Below are 19,586 nucleotides of genomic sequence, written 5' to 3'. Positions count from 1 at the left end.
CGGACGTGACGCTTGCGCTCCACGGTCGCGCCCTTTAAGCTGCGTGCCAATCCCCCAAGGCAAATTACCCACGGCAATCTAAAGCGAGGAATCCGGAATGTCAGCGCCGTCATCTCCATCCGTGCCCGCCGCCACGCAAGCCGAAGTCTCGCGCCTGCTGGCCGCTTGGGGGCAAGGTGATGCAGAAGCCTTATCGAACTTGCTGCCCTTGGTCTATGACGAATTGCGGCGGCTGGCGGACAGCTATTTACGCCGTGAACGTGACGGTCACACCTTGCAACCGACGGCCTTGGTGCACGAAGCTTTTTTGCGCCTGATCGGTCATCCACCGCAACTCGCCGAAGCGGAAAGCCGCGCCCATTTCTTTGGCATCGCTGCCCAAGTGATGCGCCAGGTGCTCGTTGACCACGCGCGCGCCCACGCTGCCGCCAAACGCGGCGGCGCTTGGCAACGCATCAGTTTGACGGCGGCGCAATTCGACGCCTCGGTGGATGCGCACGAAATCGAACTGCTGGCGTTGGACCAAGCGCTGACGCGGCTGGCGGCCTTCGATCCGCAATTGGCCCGGTTGGTCGAATTGCGCTACTTCGCCGATTTGACCATCGAAGAGACGGCCCACGTGCTCGGCCTGTCGCCCGCCACGATCAAACGCGAATGGCAAACCGCGCGCACCTGGTTGCAGCGCGAATTGCGGCGCGGAGAGAAAATGGCAGACAAGCCGGAAGAATCAAGCTAACGCAGAACGGAGTTTACGTTTCAGATCTTTCCTGGGAGCGCAGGCAAGGATGATCCTGTCGGCGAATTCGGCAGGCAAGGGTTGACGCCCTGAAGGGGCAACATTCAATAGCCGTGGGCAACGCCCACGGGAGATCTTATTTCTCGACCCTGAAAGGGTCGCACCCGGCTTTCAATGCGGCCCTGTCAGGGCCGGAAACGGCTCTCACACTTTCCGTGGACGTTGCCCACGGCTATTGAATCCTGCCCTTTCAGGGCTTGAAAAACAGCTTGCCGAATTCGCCAACAACATCAAGGAGGCCTGCGCTCCCAGGGTTGTGAACCTGAAGGAGCGTGCACCATGACGGGAGAACGTTGGCAACGCATCAAGGCCATCTTTCAGTCCGCGCTTGACCGCGCGCCAGGCGAACGGCTGGCTTACGTCGCCGAGGCCTGCGCGGGCGACGGCACGTTGCAGGTCGAGGTGGAATCGTTGCTGAAAGAGCAAGACGCCTTGCCCGCTGAACCCGGGACAACCGTGGAAGGCGGCGTCAACGGCGGTTTGGTGGCCCGGTTGCTCAGCCGCACACAAGACGTGGCGGGCCAGCGCATCGGGGCCTATCAAATTATTCGCGAATTGGGACACGGCGGCATGGGCGCGGTGTATCTGGCCGAACGCGCCGACGCTCAATTCCGTCAGCGCGTCGCGTTGAAACTGATTCGGCGCGGGTTGGAGCACGGCGAAGTGTTGCGCCGCTTTCGTTACGAACGTCAGATTCTCGCCGGGCTGCAACACCCCAACATCGCGCGCTTGTTGGATGGCGGCGCAACCGAAGACGGCACGCCCTACTTCGCGCTCGAATACGTCGAGGGTGAACCGCTGGATGAATACTGCCGCGTGCACAAACTGACGGTGCCGCAACGCCTCGAACTCTTTCGCACGGTCTGTGCCGCCGTGCATTACGCCCACCAGAATCTGGTCATCCACCGCGACCTGAAACCCGGCAACATTCTCATCAGTCACGACGGTACGCCGAAGCTGCTTGATTTCGGCATCGCCAAGCTGCTCAACCCCACGCAATTCGACCTGACCGACGCCCAGACCCAAGCCTCGGTGCGCCCGATGACGCCCGCTTACGCCAGCCCCGAACAGGTGCGCGGCCGGGCCGTCACGACCGCCAGCGATGTTTACAGCCTGGGCGTGTTGCTTTACGAATTGCTGACCGGACGGCGGCCTTATGAAATCGCGGGGTTATCGGTGCGCGAGATTGAACAGGCGGTTTGTGATTCCGAACCTGAACGCCCCAGCACGGCACTGGCCCACGCCGCGCAATCGGGCAAGCGCCGCGAGGCTATTTTGCGCGCCTCGGTGAAAACTGCCGTCGCGCATCCCGCGCCGGCTACACAGGCCACCGAAGCTTTTGATGAAGCGAGCCTGGCAGGACTCGACCCCGAACGTGCGCGCCGCCAGATGCGGGGCGACCTCGACAACATCGTGATGATGGCGCTGCGCAAAGAACCGGAGCGCCGCTACGCCTCTGCCGAACAACTGGCCGAAGACATACGCCGCCATCTGGCCGGCCTGCCCGTGCTGGCGCGCCCGAACACGGTGAGTTACCGCGCGACCAAATTCATCCAGCGGCACAAGGCCGGCGTCATCGCGGCGCTGCTGGTCGTCATCAGTTTGGTGACCGGGCTGGTGTCCGCCGTGCGCCAGGCGCGCATCGCCGAGCGGCGTTTCAACGAAGTGCGCCAATTGGCGAATGTCTATCTGTTTGAATTCCACGACGCGATTGAGAAGCTGCCTGGCGCGACACCCGCGCGGCAACTGGTGGTCAAACGCGCGCTCGAATACCTGGAACGGTTGTCGCAGGAAGTAGCGGGCGACCGCAGCTTGCAGCGCGAATTGGCCGCCGCCTATTTGAAAGTCGGCGATGTGCAAGGGCGTCCCGGTTTTCCAAACCTGGGCGATGCGGCGGGCGCACTCGACAGCTACAAAAAGTCATTGGCCTTGCGCGCGCCGCTGCTGGCTGCCATGCCCAGCGATGTCGCCTTGCAACGCGAACACGCCAACAACTTGGATCGGTTGGGCGATACCTTGCGGATGAGCGGTGCGCTCGGCCCAGCCATCGAGCATTACCAACAAGCGCGCGCCTTGCGCGAACCGCTGAGCGCCGTCGCCCCGCAAGACCGCACCGCGCGCGCCGACCTGGCCTCGAGCCTGCAACGTTTGGGCGATGCGACGGCCCTGAGCGGCAAACGCCCCGAAGCGTTGGCCCTGCAACAACAGGCCTTGCAACTGCTCAGCGCGCTGGCTGGCGAAGCGCCGAATGATGGCCGGGCGCGCCGCGACCTTTACATCGGCCTGATCAAACTCGGCGACCGGCAAGGCGCGATCGGCGACAAACCGGCCATGCTCGCCAGTTACCGGCAGGCGTTGAGTGTGGCGCAAACCGCTGCCGCCGCCGACACCAACGACGCCCGCGCACAACGCGAATTAGCCATCGCGCACGACAAACTCGGCAACGGCTTGCTTGCCAACAATGAGGCCGCGCCGGCATTGGAACAGTATCGGCAGGCGCTCGCGCTGCGGGAAAAGCTGGCCGCCGCCGATGCGCAGAATGTCGAAGCCCAACGCGACCTGGCGACCAGTTACGGCAAGCTGGGCGAAACGCTGGAAAAGCTGAATGACCCGAACGGCGCGCTGACGCAATATCGCCAGATGCTCGCGCTGGATGAGCAGATGTTGCGCCTGCGCCCGGATTACGCCGAAACGAAAAGTGATCTGGCTTTCGATCACGAAAAGCTCGGCTTGGTGCTGACCGCACGCGCTGAGTTCGACGCTGCGCTCGCCCAACATCGCCAAGCCGCCAAATTGCGCGAAGAACTTGTGCAGGCCGATCCGCAAAATGCCGAGATCAAGCGCGACCTCGCCGGTTCGTATGCCTTTATCGGGGACGTGGCGGTGAAGCTAGGCGCCAGGAATACCGAGTTGCGGCGCGAAGCCTGCACCGCTTATCAACGCAGCCGCGCCTTGCGCGAAGCCTTGCAGGCGCAACAAACACCTGCACCCGACGAAGCCGCAGCTTTGCAGCAGGTCATTGCGGCGCTCGAAAAATGCAAATGATGTGGCAATCCACAGATGTCCACAGAAGCTGGCCGGGTAGGCGGCATCCGGCAAACGCGCGATGATCCGGCACGTGGCGGCGGCTCATCGCAAGGGGCTGGCGTTGGAGGAATGGGGAAACATCCAAGACCTTTGGCGCTATTGGCAGGGCCGCCGTCACGCGCTTATAGTACGCACCGAAGTCACACGAGATTATTCTTCCCAACAGGCGCAACCGGAGAAGGTTAAACGAGTGATGCAGCACGTGCCACATCCGAAAACAGTGGTGTCCCCTCTCCAGCGGTATGGCTGGGCCATACTCATCTTGAGCCTGGGTTTGCTCGCCTGCGGACAGCCGCCGCAAGCGCACACCACACGCGCCACGACTACTCCTCCGGCAAAACCGACCTTGCCTGATACTTTGAATGATGGGGATGCTGATGGCCTGCCCGACGCAATGGAGTTGCGTTCGTATGCCGACCGCGAAAGCTTCCGCCGCTGGTTCACGGCGCTGGCCGAACTACAGTTTTATCGCTTGAGCGCGCAATGGAATGCTGAGCAACGTGATTGCGCAGGGCTGGTACGTTTCGCCTGGCGCGAAGCGTTGCGCAAACACGACCGCCTTTGGTTTCAAGGCATGGGTGACGGCGTCGAAGCCGTCGCGCCTGACGTGCGCGCCTACACGCTCGACCGTTCGCCGGTTGGTGAAAAGCTCTTTCGCGCCGAATTCGGTTCATTTCAGGAAGCGGATTTGACGAACGGCAAGCTGTCAGAATTTGCCGATGCACGGACGCTGAAAAATTACAACACGACGTTTGTCAGCCGCGACTGGCGTCAAGCGCAGCCGGGCGATTTGCTCTTTTATCACCAGCCCTGGGTGCAGAAATACCCCTATCACGTGATGCTCTTTTTGGGCGAAGCGCGCCACGCCAACGAAGGCGCGCACGATTGGGTCGTCTATCACACTGGCAGTTCCGCTGAAGATAAAGGCGAAGTGAAGAAGGTGCGCTTGTCAGTGTTGGAGCAACATCCAGACCGGCGCTGGCGGCCTGTCGAAGGGAATAAAATTTTTTTGGGGTTTTACAGATTGAAGATTTTGCAGTGAGCGTTTCGCCCCGCCCTGAAAGGGCGAAATTCAATAGCCGGGGGCAACGCCCCCGGAAGAGCGTGAATACATCACCGGCCCTGAAGGGGCCGCATCTGTCGTCAAGAGGTTTGCAATGGCACAAACCTTAACCAGCTTGCTCGTGCACATTGTTTTCTCAACCAAACACCGCGCGGATTTGATTACGCCCGAAATCGAGCCGGAGCTTTACCCCTATCTCGGCGGCATCGCGGCCAATCACCAATCGCCTTTGTTGGCGGCGGGCGGTACAGCGAATCATGTGCATCTGCTGGTTTCGCTGTCGAAAAACATCGCCTTGAAAGACCTCTTGCAGAATTTGAAACAGGATTCGTCCAAGTGGATCAAAGCCAAAGGGTGTGAGTTCGCGGGATTTCATTGGCAGGACGGGTACGGCGCGTTTTCAATCGGAAAATCACAGACTCCGAACCTGCGGGCCTATTTGGCGAAACAGAAGATTCATCACCAACGGGTGAAGTTTGAAGATGAATTGCTCGAGTTGTTGCAAAAGTATGATGTCGAGTATGACGAACGCTATTTGTGGGATTGACGCTTGATGCGGCCCCTTCAGGGCCGGGCCGGCGCGCGGCGCGTTCCGGGGGCGTTGCCCCCGGCTATTGAATGCGGCCCCTTCAGGGCCAATGCGGAAGCGGTTTTTTTGAGACGGAGTGGACAGATTATGAAGCTAAGAAATCATTTCACGGTTATCACAGTTTATCTGGTGGTTATTGCCACAACGTTGGCGCTGGCAACATTCCGTCCGCGCGCGCAGGAACAACAACAGCCTGCGCAAACGCCCGCCAATGCCGCGCCACAACCCAGCCCCAGCATTAAGCCCAACTTCTCGCTCTCGACCAATCGCACGTATGGCACCAGCGAGAAGACGCGCATTTACATCAACTATCAGGCGGTCAACTATCTGGACTTTCGCGTCTACCAAATCAAAGACCCGGTCAAGTTTTTCAAACAACTCGACAATCCGCACCGGATGGGCGTGGCCGACCGCAGCGAAGTCGCTTCGACCTATCAGGCCAAGCCGTCAATGCTCGACAAGTTGCGCGAGTTCAAGACCGGCATTTTCTATTCGGTCAAGAACTACATTCGCGACCAATTGCGCCGCGAATCGCGCACGGCCTTTAACGATAAATTCCGCTCCGGCGAGCAGGGACCGAGCGAGCAGGCCGATTTCGCCAAGGTGCCGCTGCTCAACCCCGATCAAAAGGTGCGCACCTTCCGCCAAAAGCTGGCGCCACTCGAAAACCAGTACGACACACGCATGGTCAATCTGGGCCAGATGAAACCGGGCGTGTATCTGATCGAAGCCGTCAACGACAAGTTGCGCGCCTATACCATCGCCGTCGTGACCGATCTGGCGACGATCAACAAGACGACGCACGCGGGCGAGATGCTCATCTATTCGATTGATCGCAAAACCGGCGAGCCGCGCGCCGACGTGCGCATCGAAGTCATCCGTTCCGGCAAAACCGTGGCCCAAGGCGTCACCGATCAAAACGGCATTTTGAAAACCAAGCTACAGGAGCCGAAAGCCACGGCCACACCCACGCCCGCGCCGCGCGCGAATGGCGAGCCGGAGCCTGTCGAAGAAGAGGCGGATACCCAAAGCGCCGATTTTCTGGTGATGGCGCTGCACAATGACGAATTCGCTATTTCAGGCTTGGAGCCGTTTTATTTCGAGAGCGAATTTGGCGGCGATACCAGCAAGGCGGCCAGTTACATTTACACCGACCGCCCCGTTTACCGGCCTGAACAGAAAGTCTATTTCAAAGGCATCCTGCGCCGCTTGGGTGAAAATGGTTATGAACTCTTCCGCGACCGCACGGTGCGCGTCAGCATTGAAGACAACGACAGCGGCAAGCTGTTTGAAAAGGAAGTGCCGCTGAGCGCGCGCGGCACCTTCAGCGGCGAGGTCGAAATCCCCGCGAGCGCCAAGCTCGGCTTTTACACTATCAAAGCCAGCGTGGGCGCCGACGGAGATGAAACCGAATTGACCGGTAATTTTGATGTGCAGGAATACAAGAAACCGGAATACAAAGTGCGCGTCTCGACGCCCAAACAATTTGTCGGCGTGGGCGAAAAGACCAAGTTCACCGTCGAGGCCAAATACTTTTTTGGCGCGCCCGTGGCGAGTGCCGAGGTGAAATGGTACGTCTATCGTTCGCGCTATTACCGCTGGTGGTGGGCTGCCGAAGACGATGGCTTGGGCGAGGCTGACAGCGGCGAAGAGAGCGATGGCGACGATTATGGCTACGGCAACGACATGGTGAAAGAAGGCGAGGCGCGCCTCGACGCCAACGGCAAGCTCGAAGTCGAGTTTGAAGTGCCGCAACCCGACGCCAAGGATTCGCACGATTATACCTACCGGCTGGAAGCGATGGTGACGGATTCATCGCGGCGCGAGGAACAGGGCAAGGCTTCGTTCACTGGCACACGCGGCAACGTAGTTGCCAGCGCGCGGCCCGAACGTTACGTTTACTATCAGGGAGACACGGCGCGTCTCAAGGTGCGCACCAGCGATTACGAAGGCAAACCCGTTGCGGCCAAGGTGACGCTCAAGTTTTACGAGCAACGTTACGAGCGCATCGAAAAGAACGAAGACGGCTACAAGCATTTCGAATACAAGGTCAACCGCACCGACCTCAGCAGCGCCGAAGTCGCAACCAACGCGCAAGGCGAAGCCTTTTACGATTACAAGGTGCCTATCGTTGGGTACATAGACATTGACACCATCATCACTGAAAACGGCAAACAGATTCGTTCGGAAGGTGGTTATATGTACGCCACCGACCGCAACAACCGCTGGGCCGACACGGCCTACCGCGATTGGGATTCGATCAAGCTAGTGCCGGATAAAACCACTTACAAACCCGGCGAAACCGCGCACGTACTGTTGATGCTGCCGAGCGAACAGACGCATCTGTTGGTGACGACCGAACTCAATCGTGTCATCACCGCGCGTCGCGTAGACGTGGCTGGGCGCGCCGCGATGATTGATGTGCCAATTGAAGACCGCTATTCGCCAAACGTGTATCTGAGTGTGGCATACGTCAAAAACGGTGAGCTTTACACCAGCGACAAGATGCTGAGCGTGCCGTCCAAAGACAAGTTCCTCAACCTGGAAATCATCCCGGATAAGAAAGAGTACAAACCGCGCGACCCCGCGTCCTACACCATCCTCGCGCGCAACGCCGACGGCTCGCCCGCGCCTGGCGTCGAGGTCAGCCTGGGCGTGGTGGACGAGGCGATTTACAGCGTGCAACCCGACCAAGCGGGCGACATTCGGCGCGCGTTTTATGGGCGGCGTTACAACGCGGTGCAAACATCGTTTTCGACCACGTTTGAATTCACCGGCTTTAGCGGCGACAAGCTGATGCAGTTGGCGCTGAACAAGCCGTCATATCAACTCGCCGATTTCAAAAACGAAGCGCAACTGGTCGAGCCGACCATTCGCAAGGATTTCAAAGACACCGCCTATTGGCAGCCCGATGTTGTGACGGGCGCGGACGGCAAGGCGACCGTCAAACTGGATAAGCTGCCCGACAACCTGACGACGTGGCGGGCGACGGCGCGGGCGGTGACGGCCGATTTGCGCGTCGGTTCGCGCATCAACAAAGTGCTCGCGCGCAAGAATCTGATCCTGCGTCTGGAAACGCCGCGCTTCCTGACCGAAGGCGACACGGTCACGATTTCCGGCATCGTGCACAACTACCTGAATTCGGACAAAGCCACCGAAGTCGAGTTGCAGGTCAACGGTGCGCGCCTGTTGGACGCGGCCAAACAATCATTCACTATCCCGCAAAACGGCGAGCGCCGCGTGGATTGGCGCGTGCAAGCGTCGCAAATCGGCAACATCAGTTTGCTGGCGACGGCCAAGACGAACGAGGAATCAGACGGCGTCGAATTGCCACTGCCCATCGTGCCTGGCGGCTTGCATCAGCATAAGAGTGGCGTGACGACGTTGTCAGAAGAGTCCGCCGAAAAAGTCATCTCGCTCGATCTGCCCGCCAATGCCAATTCGCTGGCGCGCACCTTGCGCGTCGAAGCTTCGCCTTCCATCGCGGCTTCGTTATTTGGCGCGTTGGATTATCTGACCGGCTTTCCGTATGGCTGTACCGAACAGACGATGTCCAGCTTCCTGCCCAACGTCGTGGTGGCCCAGGCGTTGAAAGAGGTCAAAACGACTTCGATCCGCGACACCGGCTTGTTGCAGAAGAAAGTGCAGAAGGGCTTGGATCGGCTCTACGGCTACCAGCACGATGACGGCGGCTGGGGTTGGTGGAAGGACGATCCGACCGATCCATTCATGACCGCTTACGTCGTGGATGGGTTGCAGATGGCCCGCAGCGCAGGCTTCGCGGTTGAAAGCTACCGGCTCAATCACGGGCGCGAAAAGATCAAACAAATTCTCGACGCGAACAAAACCGAAAACGGCAAACCGCTTGATCTTGAGGATCGCGCCTATCTGGTTTACGCGCTGAACGCCAGCGCCGAAGAAGACCCGCGCTTCGTGCTTGACCTGTTCAGCAAACGCAGCAACCTGCAACCTTACGGACGCGCCTTACTTGCGTTAGCCCTGCGTGCGCGCGGCGACAAAGGCCGCGCCGAACAGGTGGCGAGCGAGATTGAAAAATCCGCGCGCGCCAACGAACTCGACGCGCATTGGGAATCCACGCGCCGCCCGATGCTCGATTTCACCGAAGAGAACAACACCGAGGCGACAGCCCTGTCGTTAAAAGCCCTCGCGCAACTCAAACCCGAAAGCGCGGTGTTGCCCAAAACCGCCCGCTGGCTGGTCAGCAACCGGCGCAACGGTTATTACTGGGAATCCACCAAACACACGGCCTTTGCGATCTTCGGGTTGATTGATTACCTCAAAGCCAGCCGCGAACTCGCGCCCGATTACACGGTCGAGGTTTATCTGAACGGTGAGCAGATCAACACCAAACGCTTTACCGCCGCCGATGTGTCGAGCGGGCAGGCGTTGGTCTTTGAACGCAAGGGCGTCGCGCTGGGCGGTTCCAACCAACTGCGCATCGTCAAACAGGGGCGCGGCACGCTGTATGTGTCGTCGGCGCTGGATTACTACACCAACGACCAGAACGTCGCGCCGCAATCGGCGGGCGGCCTGCGGTTGACGCGCGAATACCTGCGTTTGCGCGTGAACGACAACAAATGGACGGTCGAGCCGTTGACCGGCGAACTGCGGTCAGGCGACCTGATCGTCTCGCGGTTGCACGTGCAGGGGAACAAGGGCCGCTACGTGATGCTCGAAGACCCCATCCCAGCGGGTTGTGAACAGGTCGAGCGCGTTAGCGGCATGGATCTGAATTACAGCGACGGCAAATGGTCGAACTGGTACAGCTCCCGCGAATTCCGCGACAATCGCACGGCGCTGTTTGTGAACTACTTCGACGGCGACGATGTGTTCCAATACGCGTTGCGCGTCATCACGCCGGGCGATTTCCGCGCGGCTCCGGCGCGGGCGGAGTTGATGTATACGCCGTCTGTCAGCGCGAATACGGCGAATTGGCGGGTGACGTTGCTGGATAAGAAGTAGTGGTCAGTGGTCAGTGGTTAGTGGTCAGTAAATGGCAGTTGCCGGTTTTGCGGCTCTGCCGCCGGATGTGCGGAAGGGCTGTGCCCTTCCGCTGCTGGTAATTTGGATTTGGGGCTACGCCCCGGCGGGGCACAGCCCCGGAATCTTAGATAGAAGCTGACGGAAGGTCTGAGACCTTCCGCACATCGGGCGGCAGAGCCGCGAAGAACTAGCGAACCTCTTTCATGAAGTTTGAAGGTCAAAGTTGTTTGGTGATCATGGCGGTTGGTCTGCTGTGTGCGAGCACGTTTGCTGCTAAAGCGAAAGCGCCGCGATTTCCCAACGAGATCCGCGCGGATTTGACCCGCCACGCGGGCAACTGGCGGTTTGCTGCCAGCCAGACATCAGAAGGTCGGAAATGCATCACGCGTGTCGCTGGAGATTTAGATGGCAACGGGCAAATCGACTATGCCGTTTACATTCAGGCGGGCAAGGGGGCCAGCGAGAAACGGCAACGGTTGATCGTTTACCTGCAACAAGACGGCGGCTATGTCAGACGGACCTTGGATAGGTCGCTTCCCGCGAGCGACCTGTGCCTGTACCTTTTTCAGAAGGGCAGAAAGGATTATAACTATGAAACCCAAAGACACTTCCGCTACAGACACGCCACCGTAGGCCTTTTTTCAGAAAAAGGGGGATATAGTTATCTGTATCGGCGAGGTCGGTTTTATAGAACCATTACCAGCGATTGAGTTGCCGGCGGCAGATGAAAGCCACGAAGCAAACCATCACCAACACCGCCTTCGTCACCCTCGGCATTCTCTCCGCCGGGTTTGGCTTGAAAGGCTTTTTGCTATCCAGCCGCTTTATTGACGGCGGGGTGACGGGCGTTTCGATGTTGATTGCGGCGTTGTCGCCGGTGCCGGTGTGGGTGCCAATTTTGCTGCTCAACTTGCCGTTCATCCTGGTGGGCTACCGGCAAATCGGCAGGACGTTCGCGCTGAAAAGTACGCTGGCGATTGCCGGATTGGCGCTGGCGCTGGCGCTGATTCATTATCCCGATGTGACGCCCGATAAGCTGTTGACGGCGGTCTTCGGCGGCTTCTTTTTGGGCGCGGGCATTGGGTTGGCGATGCGCGGCGGCGCGGTGTTGGATGGGACGGAAATCGCCGCGCTGCTGTTGAGCAAGAAAGCGCCCGTGACAGTGGGCGATGTGATTCTGGTCTTTAATATCGTCATCTTTGCGGTCGCCGCCTTTTTCCTGGGCGTAGAGTCGGCGTTGTATTCGATGCTGACGTATTTTGCGGCCTCGCGCACGATAGATTTCATCTTGCACGGCATCGAAGAGTACAACGGTGTCATCATCGTGTCGGCTCAGAACGAAGCGATCAAAGCGGCGATCATCAATGACTTGGGGCGCGGCGTGACGGTGTACCAGGGACGCGGCGGGCTGACCGATACCGAGATGGACAATCTGTTTTGCGTCGTGACGCGGCTGGAACTGTATCGGCTGAAAAGCTTGATTGAAGAGCTTGACGCCAACGCCTTCGTCGTCATCCATCCGATCTCGGACGTAAGCGGCGGCGTCGTTAAACGGCGTGCGCTGCATTAAGCGAGTTATTGGAAGAGTAGTTATGAATCCAATCTTTCAATGGTTGCTGGCCCACACGGTCGCCAAATCACTCGCGCGGCGCTGCCCCCGCTGTGGCCGCGAGACTGTGGCCCCCAGCACCAAAGCGCATGAAACCGTGCCGTGCCGCAAGTGCGGAACACCACTGCCGCCACCACGAAAATAATCGGGCAACTTCTAAACTGACCACTGACCACTATGCTCAAAGACATCTTTGCCTCTATCACCAGCGCAGCGCGCAAACTCTTCACCAACTTTGGCGCGACGCTGATTGCGTTGCTGCTTTATGCCCTGTTGCTGCTGGTGCTTTACATCTTTTTCACCACCGGCGTAGGCACCGTGACGCACGTGCTGTTAAGCCTGGTCGTGCTGCCGTTGGCCGCTGTGGTGTTGTTTTTCGTGTTGCAGGCGCTGGCGGTGAGTTACGTCCGCATCGGCGTCGGGCCTGGTTACCTGTTGCGACGCGCCTTGCAGGATTGCTGGAAGCTGCTGCTGGTGAGCTTGCCACTGCTGTTGGTGGCCGGATTATTGAGCTTCGGTTTTGGCTGGCTGGCTGGCAAGCTGAGTTACGAGCAGAGCCGCGCCTGGCAAGGCACGCTGCTCAGTTGGTCGCGCTTTGTGGTGTTGTATCTGGCGCTGCCGCTGATGGCGATTCATCTCTGGCTGGCGGCGGCCCGCGAAGGTGCAGGCAACGCCTATCGTGGCTTCTTCCGACATTTGGGCCGGGCGTTCGCGCCGCGCGCGGTGGCGATCTACGCGTTGCTATTCGCCGTGTTCGGCGTGGCGGTCTACTTCCTGCTGTTCACGCGGACGCAGTTTGGCGGGGCGTGGGTCGAGATGGGATTGTTGGGTGGGCGGCTGGCGCTGGCGTTGTTGTTGGTGTTTGTGGGGTGGTGGATGACGGTGGGGGCGTTGGCGGAGGTGACAGCGCTTTCGATCAAAACGGAAATGGAGTAGGGCTATGCATTGGCAAAAAGTGCTTTTCATTGGTGCGTTGACGTTGCTGATTGCGGTAGGTGTCGCCGCGCATTTCGGCAAACAACCAGAGAAAGGGGTTATCCTCAAGCCGTTGCAGAATGCCGAGCACCAAGTGCCACCACCAAGCACACTTGTGCGCAGGCCATTGACTGGTGTGCAATTGCTGGAAACCGGAGAAGGCTTTCACGGCACGGAGATTAAGGCACGCAATGGTGAAAAATGGCTGGGACTGTTTGTGATGGAAAGCGGCTCCAAGTTAATGGAGTCAACTATCAAGATTCAGTTCGTAAACGATCCAATCATGGATGAAGATGAGTTGAGTGCGACGGGGAAAAGCGTCAGCGTCGAGCATCCAACCGAACCGCTCCTATTGATCAAGAATGTACCGGGATTGAAGCCCGGCCCAGTGACAACGATTTTTTATGCTAAGCCGGATGAGTTTTTCTCGCTGTACACGCATTCGCCTGTGTCACTGAAGCTTGGGACGCAATCTTATCAACTCAAGCTCATTGGGACGGGGCCTGGCGTGGATTCCATTTTGCCGCGCGACCCTCAACTCTTGTTGACCGATGGTGTGATAACACAGGTGCTTTGCAGCCTGGAAGGCGAGGTGAGCGATATTGATTGGGACCTGAAATGGGCCGGCGATCTAGACGGCGATGGCAAGTTGGATCTGTATGCGGACTTGAATTCTCATTACAACATGACTGCGCGCAAATTGTTTCTTTCTTCTCAAGCGAAACCCGGCCAGCTTGTAGCCGAAGTCGCCAAATTCATGACGACGGGATGTTAAGGCGAAGCGCAAAACTTTCGGCTTGCCTCTTCAGTTTGGCGTGCGCATACGCGTGCGCCCTGCAACGAACGGTACCTGAACCACGCGATCCTTCTGCGCCCGTTGCTGAATCCAAAGCTGTCCCGGCTGATTTGAACGTTGATGCTGACCGTTGGCAACGCGCCGCCACTGCCGCGCTTGGCGACCGCGAAGGCACCGTCCTCGTCATTGATCCGCAAACCGGACGCTTGCTGGCGGTCGTCAATCCGCGTCTCGCGTTCAGCCAAGCTTTTCCACCTGGCTCAACGATCAAACCGTTTACCGCGTTGACGGCCATGCGCGCGCATTTGCTCGAACGCGCCACCGCGCGGCAATGCAGTGGACGTTATGCGCGCGGCAATTACGCCACGCTTTGCTCACATCCCAAAAGCACGACGCCCTTCAACTTGCCGCAGGCGCTGGCCTATTCCTGCAACGACTATTTCGGTCACGTCGGCGAACGCATCAGCGCCAGCGCCGTCAACGCGACACTGGCCGGGTTCGGCTTTGGCGCGCGCACGGGCGTGAACGCGGGCGGCGAAGTGGCCGGGCAACTGATTACCGGCGAATGGCGCGCGCAGGAAGCGTTGGGCGACAGCGCCAATCTGTTGGTGACGCCGGTGCAATTGCTGGCGGCGTATACGGCGCTGGTGAATGGCGGACGCTTATATCGTCCACAACAGGGGGAAGCTGGGGCGCAATTGAAAGCCAAAGTAAATCTGGCCGAACGACAGCGCGCCGTCTTGCTCGAAGGCATGCGCGGCGCGGTCAAATTCGGCACGGCGGACAAAGCGCAGTTAGATCAATTGCCGGTCTATGTATTCGGCAAGACCGGGACTTCGACCGCGAGCAACGGCTTTCAAACGCAAGGCTGGTTCGTAGGCTTCGTGGCCCCGCCGCGTGACAGTGGCCTGCCCGCGCCGGAAGAGATCAAGCTCGGCTTTGTCGTCCTGCTCAAACGTGCGCACGGTTCGCAAGGCGCTGAAATCGCCAAACGCATGTTGGATTGCGGATTGGGACTAGCGGATTGTGGATTGGCGGCAAGTGTGATCGAGAGACGGGGAGACGGGGAGATTGGAGGCACTGATTTTGCCGTGCATTCGACTGCGCGTTTTCCACAAACGGTGCGCGTTCGGCTGGGCAATCCGCAATCCGCCATCCGCCATCCGCAATCAAAAACTCCGCCATCCGCCATCAAAGAATTGCCCTTTGAGGCATACGTGGCGGGCGTGGTCGCGGCGGAGGGCAGCGTCGAGACGCAGGCGGAGTCATTGAAAGCCTTGGCCGTAGTCAGCCGCACTTACGCCATGCAGAATCTGGGGCGGCACGCACGCGAAGGCTTTGATTTTTGCAGCACCACACATTGTCAGCAATTCTGGCTGGACAAAACACCCACGCGCGAAACGGTAAGGCGCGCGGTGACGCAAACAGCGGGTGAAATTTTGCAAGACCGGCAAGGGCATTTGGCGGAATCCTATTTTCACGCAGCCTGTGGCGGACAAACAGCGAATCTGGAAACGCTCTGGGGCGTGCGTGCGCCAGAGCATTTGCGCGGCGTGCGCGATGATTACTGCGCCACGCGCCCCAATCGCAACTGGACGTGCGAAATCACGGCGGCCCAACTGGCGCAGGCCTTGCGCGGTGACACGCGCACCGATGTCGGCGCGCGGTTGGAAAGTATCGCCGTCTTACAACGCGATGCCAGCGGGCGTGCGCAAACGCTGGCGGTCACGGGCGCACGGCGGCGTGTGCTGAGCGGCTGGGATTTCAAAATGCTGGTGGGACGCAAACTCGGTTGGCAGTTGCTGAAAAGCTCCTGGTTCGAGGTACAACGGCGCGGCGAACGCTTTGTTTTCACCGGTCACGGCTTCGGCCACGGGTTGGGTCTGTGCCAGGAAGGCGCGCACGTGATGGCCACGCGCGGGCTGGGCTACCAACAAATCCTGGCGTTTTATTTTCCGGGTGTGGCGAGCAGCTTGGCTGGGTACGGTGCCAGGAATGGGAGCGACCGGATGTCACCCGCGACCTACACGACAGCAGCGCGCGGCGGTATGACCTCTGATAAGCGGGCTACGCTGGCGGGCGAGCATTTTCGCGTGAGTTACCCGGTGAGCCTGGCTGTCCGCGAGGTCGAGCAGATATTGCGTTTGCTTGAAACCGCGAGGGCTGATCTGACGCGGCGCGTCGAACAGGCGTCATTGGTATTGCCTGTTAATTCACCGATCGAAGTTTTTGTGCACGCCAACACGGCGGAGTTTATTACGGCGACCGGGCAAACAGGTTGGGTGGCGGCGGTCACACGCGGGCGGCGCATCGAAACGCAGCCGCTGGCCTTGCTGCAAAAACGCGGCATCTTGACGACGACCTTGCGACACGAATTGACGCATGTGGCAATTGAAATGCTAGGACAGGGCCACACGCCACACTGGCTGGCCGAAGGCTTGGCGCTCTGGTACGCGGGCGAAGGGCGAACGTTGGCGAAGGTGAAATCACGTGAACCCTTAACTGTTGCTGAATTGGAGCGCCGGTTGGCGCGTCCGGCGAATGCCGCAACCAAGCGCGAATTGTATGCGCTGGCGTATCAGCAAGTGCGGTTGTTGTTACGCACTGAAGGTGAGGCTGCGGTGTGGCGGCGTGTGGCGAAAAACTAACCAGGGGCCAGTGATGATTTTAGAAAAGGTCATTGAAATGAGCGCGAAAGACGCAGAGATAGATCGCGACAGCCAGGCCGATAACTTGCGCTGCCTGGTTTGTGACACGCCGGTGACAGATGCTGTTTGCGGGCGCAAACAACCGTGTCCTGGCTGTGGCTATCCTTATCCGTTAGGCGACTGCTCTGATCTGGCGGAAAATTAAGTTACTCAGTTAGGTTTATTTCTTGTTATCAATGAAATTTATTGCCCGGTAAATTGTCGTAAATAATCTGCACAAATAAGAATTGGGAATTGACAGCTACGCCTTGGGCGTGTATTTTGCCAAGCATTCCTGAGTTGAGCATTGGGCTACTAATTAATCAGGAAAACCAGTAGACGAGCAAAAAGGAAATTCAAATGACTACGGCAAATCCAAATGGATGGACAACGAGTGGCAGTTCGCCGACGCGCGCACTGGCCCTTGGTTCCGCTTTTATTTCCGCCTTCTCTCCTTTCTCCATGCCGTCCGGCAAATCTTCCCTGAATACCTGTTGTTGTTGTTGTCGCTGTTGTTGTTGATGCTGGCCTGCGGGCTTGAATCAGCGCGACGAAGACGAGTGCTTTATTGAGCCTTGGTCTGTCTGCATTGGCTTGGCTGGTTGCGGTTACTTTGCTGCCAGCGCTGCTTTTTGCGGCTGCCCGGCTTGAGCATTTCTTTTCGTCCGCTAGGCGACGTAACTGAATTTTCGGCGCGCTTTGTTATGCGTCAAGGTACTCGAAGTGTGCCTGGTGGTAACACGAGCAGCGCCATTATAAGTAACTTGCTGGCTGTTGCCGGCGCATATAAGGAATAACAAAATGAGCTTAATTCAACCACACGGCGGCACATTAGTTGATCGTAAAGTAACTGGACAAGCACGCGAAGAGTGGCTGCGCCGGGCAAAGGGCTTGCCGCGTGTCACGCTCAATGCGCGCAATGAGGCCGATTTGGAGCTGCTGGCGAATGGCGCTTTTTCGCCGCTCGAAGGGTTTTTGAACGAAGCCGATTATCTGCGTGTACGCGATGAACGGCGGCTGGCGAGTGGCTTGGTGTGGTCAATCCCTGTGACGTTGGCGGTGGATGGAGCCACGCGCAAGTCGTTACGCACGGGTACAGACATTGCCCTGTATGCGCGTGACGGGCGTTTGCTGGCGATTCTGCATTTGGAAGAGATTTACGGCTACAACAAAGAGTTGGAAGCTGCGGCGGTTTACAAAACCACCGACGCCAAACATCCCGGCGTGGCCGCTGTTTATGAACAAGGCGAATTCCTGTTGGGCGGTAAGATCAGCTTGCTGGAAGAAGTGAACCCCGCGACGTTTGCGCAATACCGGTTAAGCCCGCGCCAAACGCGCGACTTATTCACGGCGCGCAACTGGCAGCGCATCGTCGCCTTTCAAACCCGTAACCCGGTGCACCGGGCGCACGAATATATTCAAAAAAGCGCGCTGGAAATTGTGGATGGCTTGTTACTGCATCCCATCGTGGGCGAAACGAAATCAGACGATATTCCGGCTGAGGTGCGCGTCAAGGCATACGAGGTGTTACTCGCCGGTTACTACCCGCAAGACCGCGTGCAACTGGCGGTGTTACCGGCCGCGATGCGCTATGCCGGGCCGCGCGAAGCGATCTTCCACGCGCTGATTCGGCAGAACTATGGCTGCTCGCATTTCATCGTTGGGCGCGATCACGCGGGCGTGGGCAATTACTACGGCACCTATGAAGCGCAACAGGCCTTTGGCGATTTTGCGCCGGGCGAGATTGGCATCACGACGTTGTTCTTTGACAACACGTTTTTCTGCCGCCGCTGCGATGGGATGGCTTCGTTGAAAACCTGCCCGCACGATGCGGCGGAACACGTTTCGTTGAGTGGTACCAAGGTGCGTGAGTTACTGGCCGCAGGCGAAATTCCCCCGGTTGAATTCACACGCGCCGAAGTGGCGCAGGTGCTGATCGAAGGGCTGAAAGCGCAGGCCTTAAAAGCCAGCGCCTGAGTAACTCAAAAATAGTTTGGGCGGTGTGGCCGAGTGGTTGAGGCAAGGGCCTGCAAAGCCCTGTACACCGGTTCGATTCCGGTCGCCGCCTTCAATTTTGGTTTGTTCGAGTTAAGTAGGCAGGCAAAAACAACCAGGCATTTTGACAGGATGAGCAGGATTTACCGGCGGATTTACAGGATTCAAACCGCCCCGTGCCAACGCGATATTCAACGCTTTCCTGTTAATCCTGTGAGCAATCTTGTTAATCCTGTCTAGACCTGCTTATTTTTGCCGGTGAACTTACTTCGTCGCTGGTGTTTAGTTGATGGAACTCCTTAGCGGTGAGTGGTGGACACTCATCACTCACCGGCTTTTTTCAACTTGGCACGCGGCGCAACGCAAACATTTTTTCTAACAGAAAGGATCACTCTCGAATGTCGCAAGGATTTACCCTCTGGTTTACGGGACTGTCAGGCGTAGGCAAAACGACGCTCACCAACGAACTCGTGCCGCATTTGAAAGCGCACGGCGTCAACGTCGAGGTGCTCGATGGCGATGAAGTCCGCACCAATCTGAGCAAAGGGCTGGGCTTCTCGAAAGAAGACCGCGACACCAACATTCGCCGCATCGGTTATGTGGCGCGGTTGCTGGCGCGCAATGGCGTCGGTGTGATCGCGGCGGCGATTTCGCCCTATCGCGCGATTCGTGACGAAGTGCGCGCCAGTGTCGAAGCCGAAGGCGCGCGGTTTGTCGAGGTCTATGTGCAGGCTTCGCTCGATACGCTGGTCGCGCGCGACGTGAAAGGGCTTTACAAGAAAGCGCTGGCAGGCGAGATCAAAGAATTCACCGGCGTTTCCGACCCTTACGAAGCGCCGTTGCAACCGGAAGTGCTGGTCAGCAGCGATACTGAAACCGTCGCCGAAAGCGCCGCCAAGATTCTGGCGAGACTCGCGGAATTGGGCTTGATCGCGGGGGCGCAGGGGAAAGCAGTGGCGGCATGAAACTGGTGCAATGGTTCAAA

14 protein-coding genes and 1 tRNA gene are annotated in these 19,586 nt (G+C 58.5%); all 15 read left to right on the top strand.

Features of this window, described 5'->3' with window-relative positions:
• The first annotated feature begins 97 nt into the window (after positions 1-97).
• The 15 genes from HY011_28600 to cysC all read left to right on the top strand — a co-directional run bounded on the left by HY011_28600 (position 98) and on the right by cysC (position 19,566).
• Positions 98-736: a sigma-70 family RNA polymerase sigma factor gene (locus HY011_28600; GenBank protein ID MBI3426908.1), complete on the top strand. Its 639-nt coding sequence runs from the start codon at positions 98-100 to the stop codon at positions 734-736.
• Between the two features lie 339 nt (positions 737-1,075).
• Complete coding sequence (locus HY011_28595; GenBank protein ID MBI3426907.1) at positions 1,076-3,841, top strand: serine/threonine protein kinase; 2,766 nt, start codon at positions 1,076-1,078, stop codon at positions 3,839-3,841.
• Positions 3,842-3,902: 61 nt separating this feature from the next.
• Entirely contained in the window at positions 3,903-4,925 is a 1,023-nt protein-coding gene (locus HY011_28590) for a DUF1175 family protein (protein MBI3426906.1), read from the top strand.
• 115 nt (positions 4,926-5,040) lie between these two features.
• Positions 5,041-5,493 carry an IS200/IS605 family transposase gene (gene tnpA, locus HY011_28585; GenBank protein MBI3426905.1) on the top strand — a complete coding sequence of 151 codons (453 nt, stop codon included), beginning with the start codon at positions 5,041-5,043 and terminating at the stop codon, positions 5,491-5,493.
• A gap of 129 nt (positions 5,494-5,622) precedes the next feature.
• Positions 5,623-10,518: a hypothetical protein gene (locus tag HY011_28580; GenBank protein MBI3426904.1), complete on the top strand. Its 4,896-nt coding sequence runs from the start codon at positions 5,623-5,625 to the stop codon at positions 10,516-10,518.
• Between the two features lie 224 nt (positions 10,519-10,742).
• Entirely contained in the window at positions 10,743-11,249 is a 507-nt protein-coding gene (locus tag HY011_28575; GenBank protein ID MBI3426903.1) for a hypothetical protein, read from the top strand.
• 14 nt (positions 11,250-11,263) lie between these two features.
• Positions 11,264-12,109 (top strand): YitT family protein, encoded by an 846-nt coding sequence (locus HY011_28570; GenBank protein MBI3426902.1) that lies wholly within the window; start codon positions 11,264-11,266, stop codon positions 12,107-12,109.
• A gap of 216 nt (positions 12,110-12,325) precedes the next feature.
• Entirely contained in the window at positions 12,326-13,084 is a 759-nt protein-coding gene (locus HY011_28565; GenBank protein MBI3426901.1) for a hypothetical protein, read from the top strand.
• Positions 13,085-13,088: 4 nt separating this feature from the next.
• On the top strand, positions 13,089-13,898 hold the full coding sequence (locus HY011_28560; GenBank protein ID MBI3426900.1) for a hypothetical protein: 810 nt from the start codon (positions 13,089-13,091) through the stop codon (positions 13,896-13,898).
• Positions 13,899-14,029: 131 nt separating this feature from the next.
• A complete protein-coding gene (locus HY011_28555; GenBank protein ID MBI3426899.1) occupies positions 14,030-16,567 on the top strand; it encodes a SpoIID/LytB domain-containing protein in 2,538 nt (845 codons plus the stop codon).
• Positions 16,568-16,577: 10 nt separating this feature from the next.
• Positions 16,578-16,772 (top strand): hypothetical protein, encoded by a 195-nt coding sequence (locus HY011_28550; protein ID MBI3426898.1) that lies wholly within the window; start codon positions 16,578-16,580, stop codon positions 16,770-16,772.
• A gap of 217 nt (positions 16,773-16,989) precedes the next feature.
• The gene (locus tag HY011_28545) at positions 16,990-17,178 is read left to right on the top strand and encodes a hypothetical protein (protein ID MBI3426897.1); all 189 of its coding nucleotides are present in this window, start codon (positions 16,990-16,992) and stop codon (positions 17,176-17,178) included.
• A 229-nt stretch (positions 17,179-17,407) separates the two neighbouring features.
• Positions 17,408-18,583: a sulfate adenylyltransferase gene (sat, locus tag HY011_28540; GenBank protein ID MBI3426896.1), complete on the top strand. Its 1,176-nt coding sequence runs from the start codon at positions 17,408-17,410 to the stop codon at positions 18,581-18,583.
• Positions 18,584-18,602: 19 nt separating this feature from the next.
• Positions 18,603-18,674, top strand: a tRNA-Cys gene (locus HY011_28535).
• Between the two features lie 325 nt (positions 18,675-18,999).
• The gene (gene cysC, locus HY011_28530; GenBank protein MBI3426895.1) at positions 19,000-19,566 is read left to right on the top strand and encodes an adenylyl-sulfate kinase; all 567 of its coding nucleotides are present in this window, start codon (positions 19,000-19,002) and stop codon (positions 19,564-19,566) included.
• Positions 19,567-19,586: the final 20 nt, after the last annotated feature.

It is taken from the genome of Acidobacteriota bacterium, assembly GCA_016196035.1.
Taxonomy (GTDB): domain Bacteria; phylum Acidobacteriota; class Blastocatellia; order RBC074; family RBC074; genus JACPYM01.
This window is presented reverse-complemented; position numbering and strand designations above follow the sequence as displayed.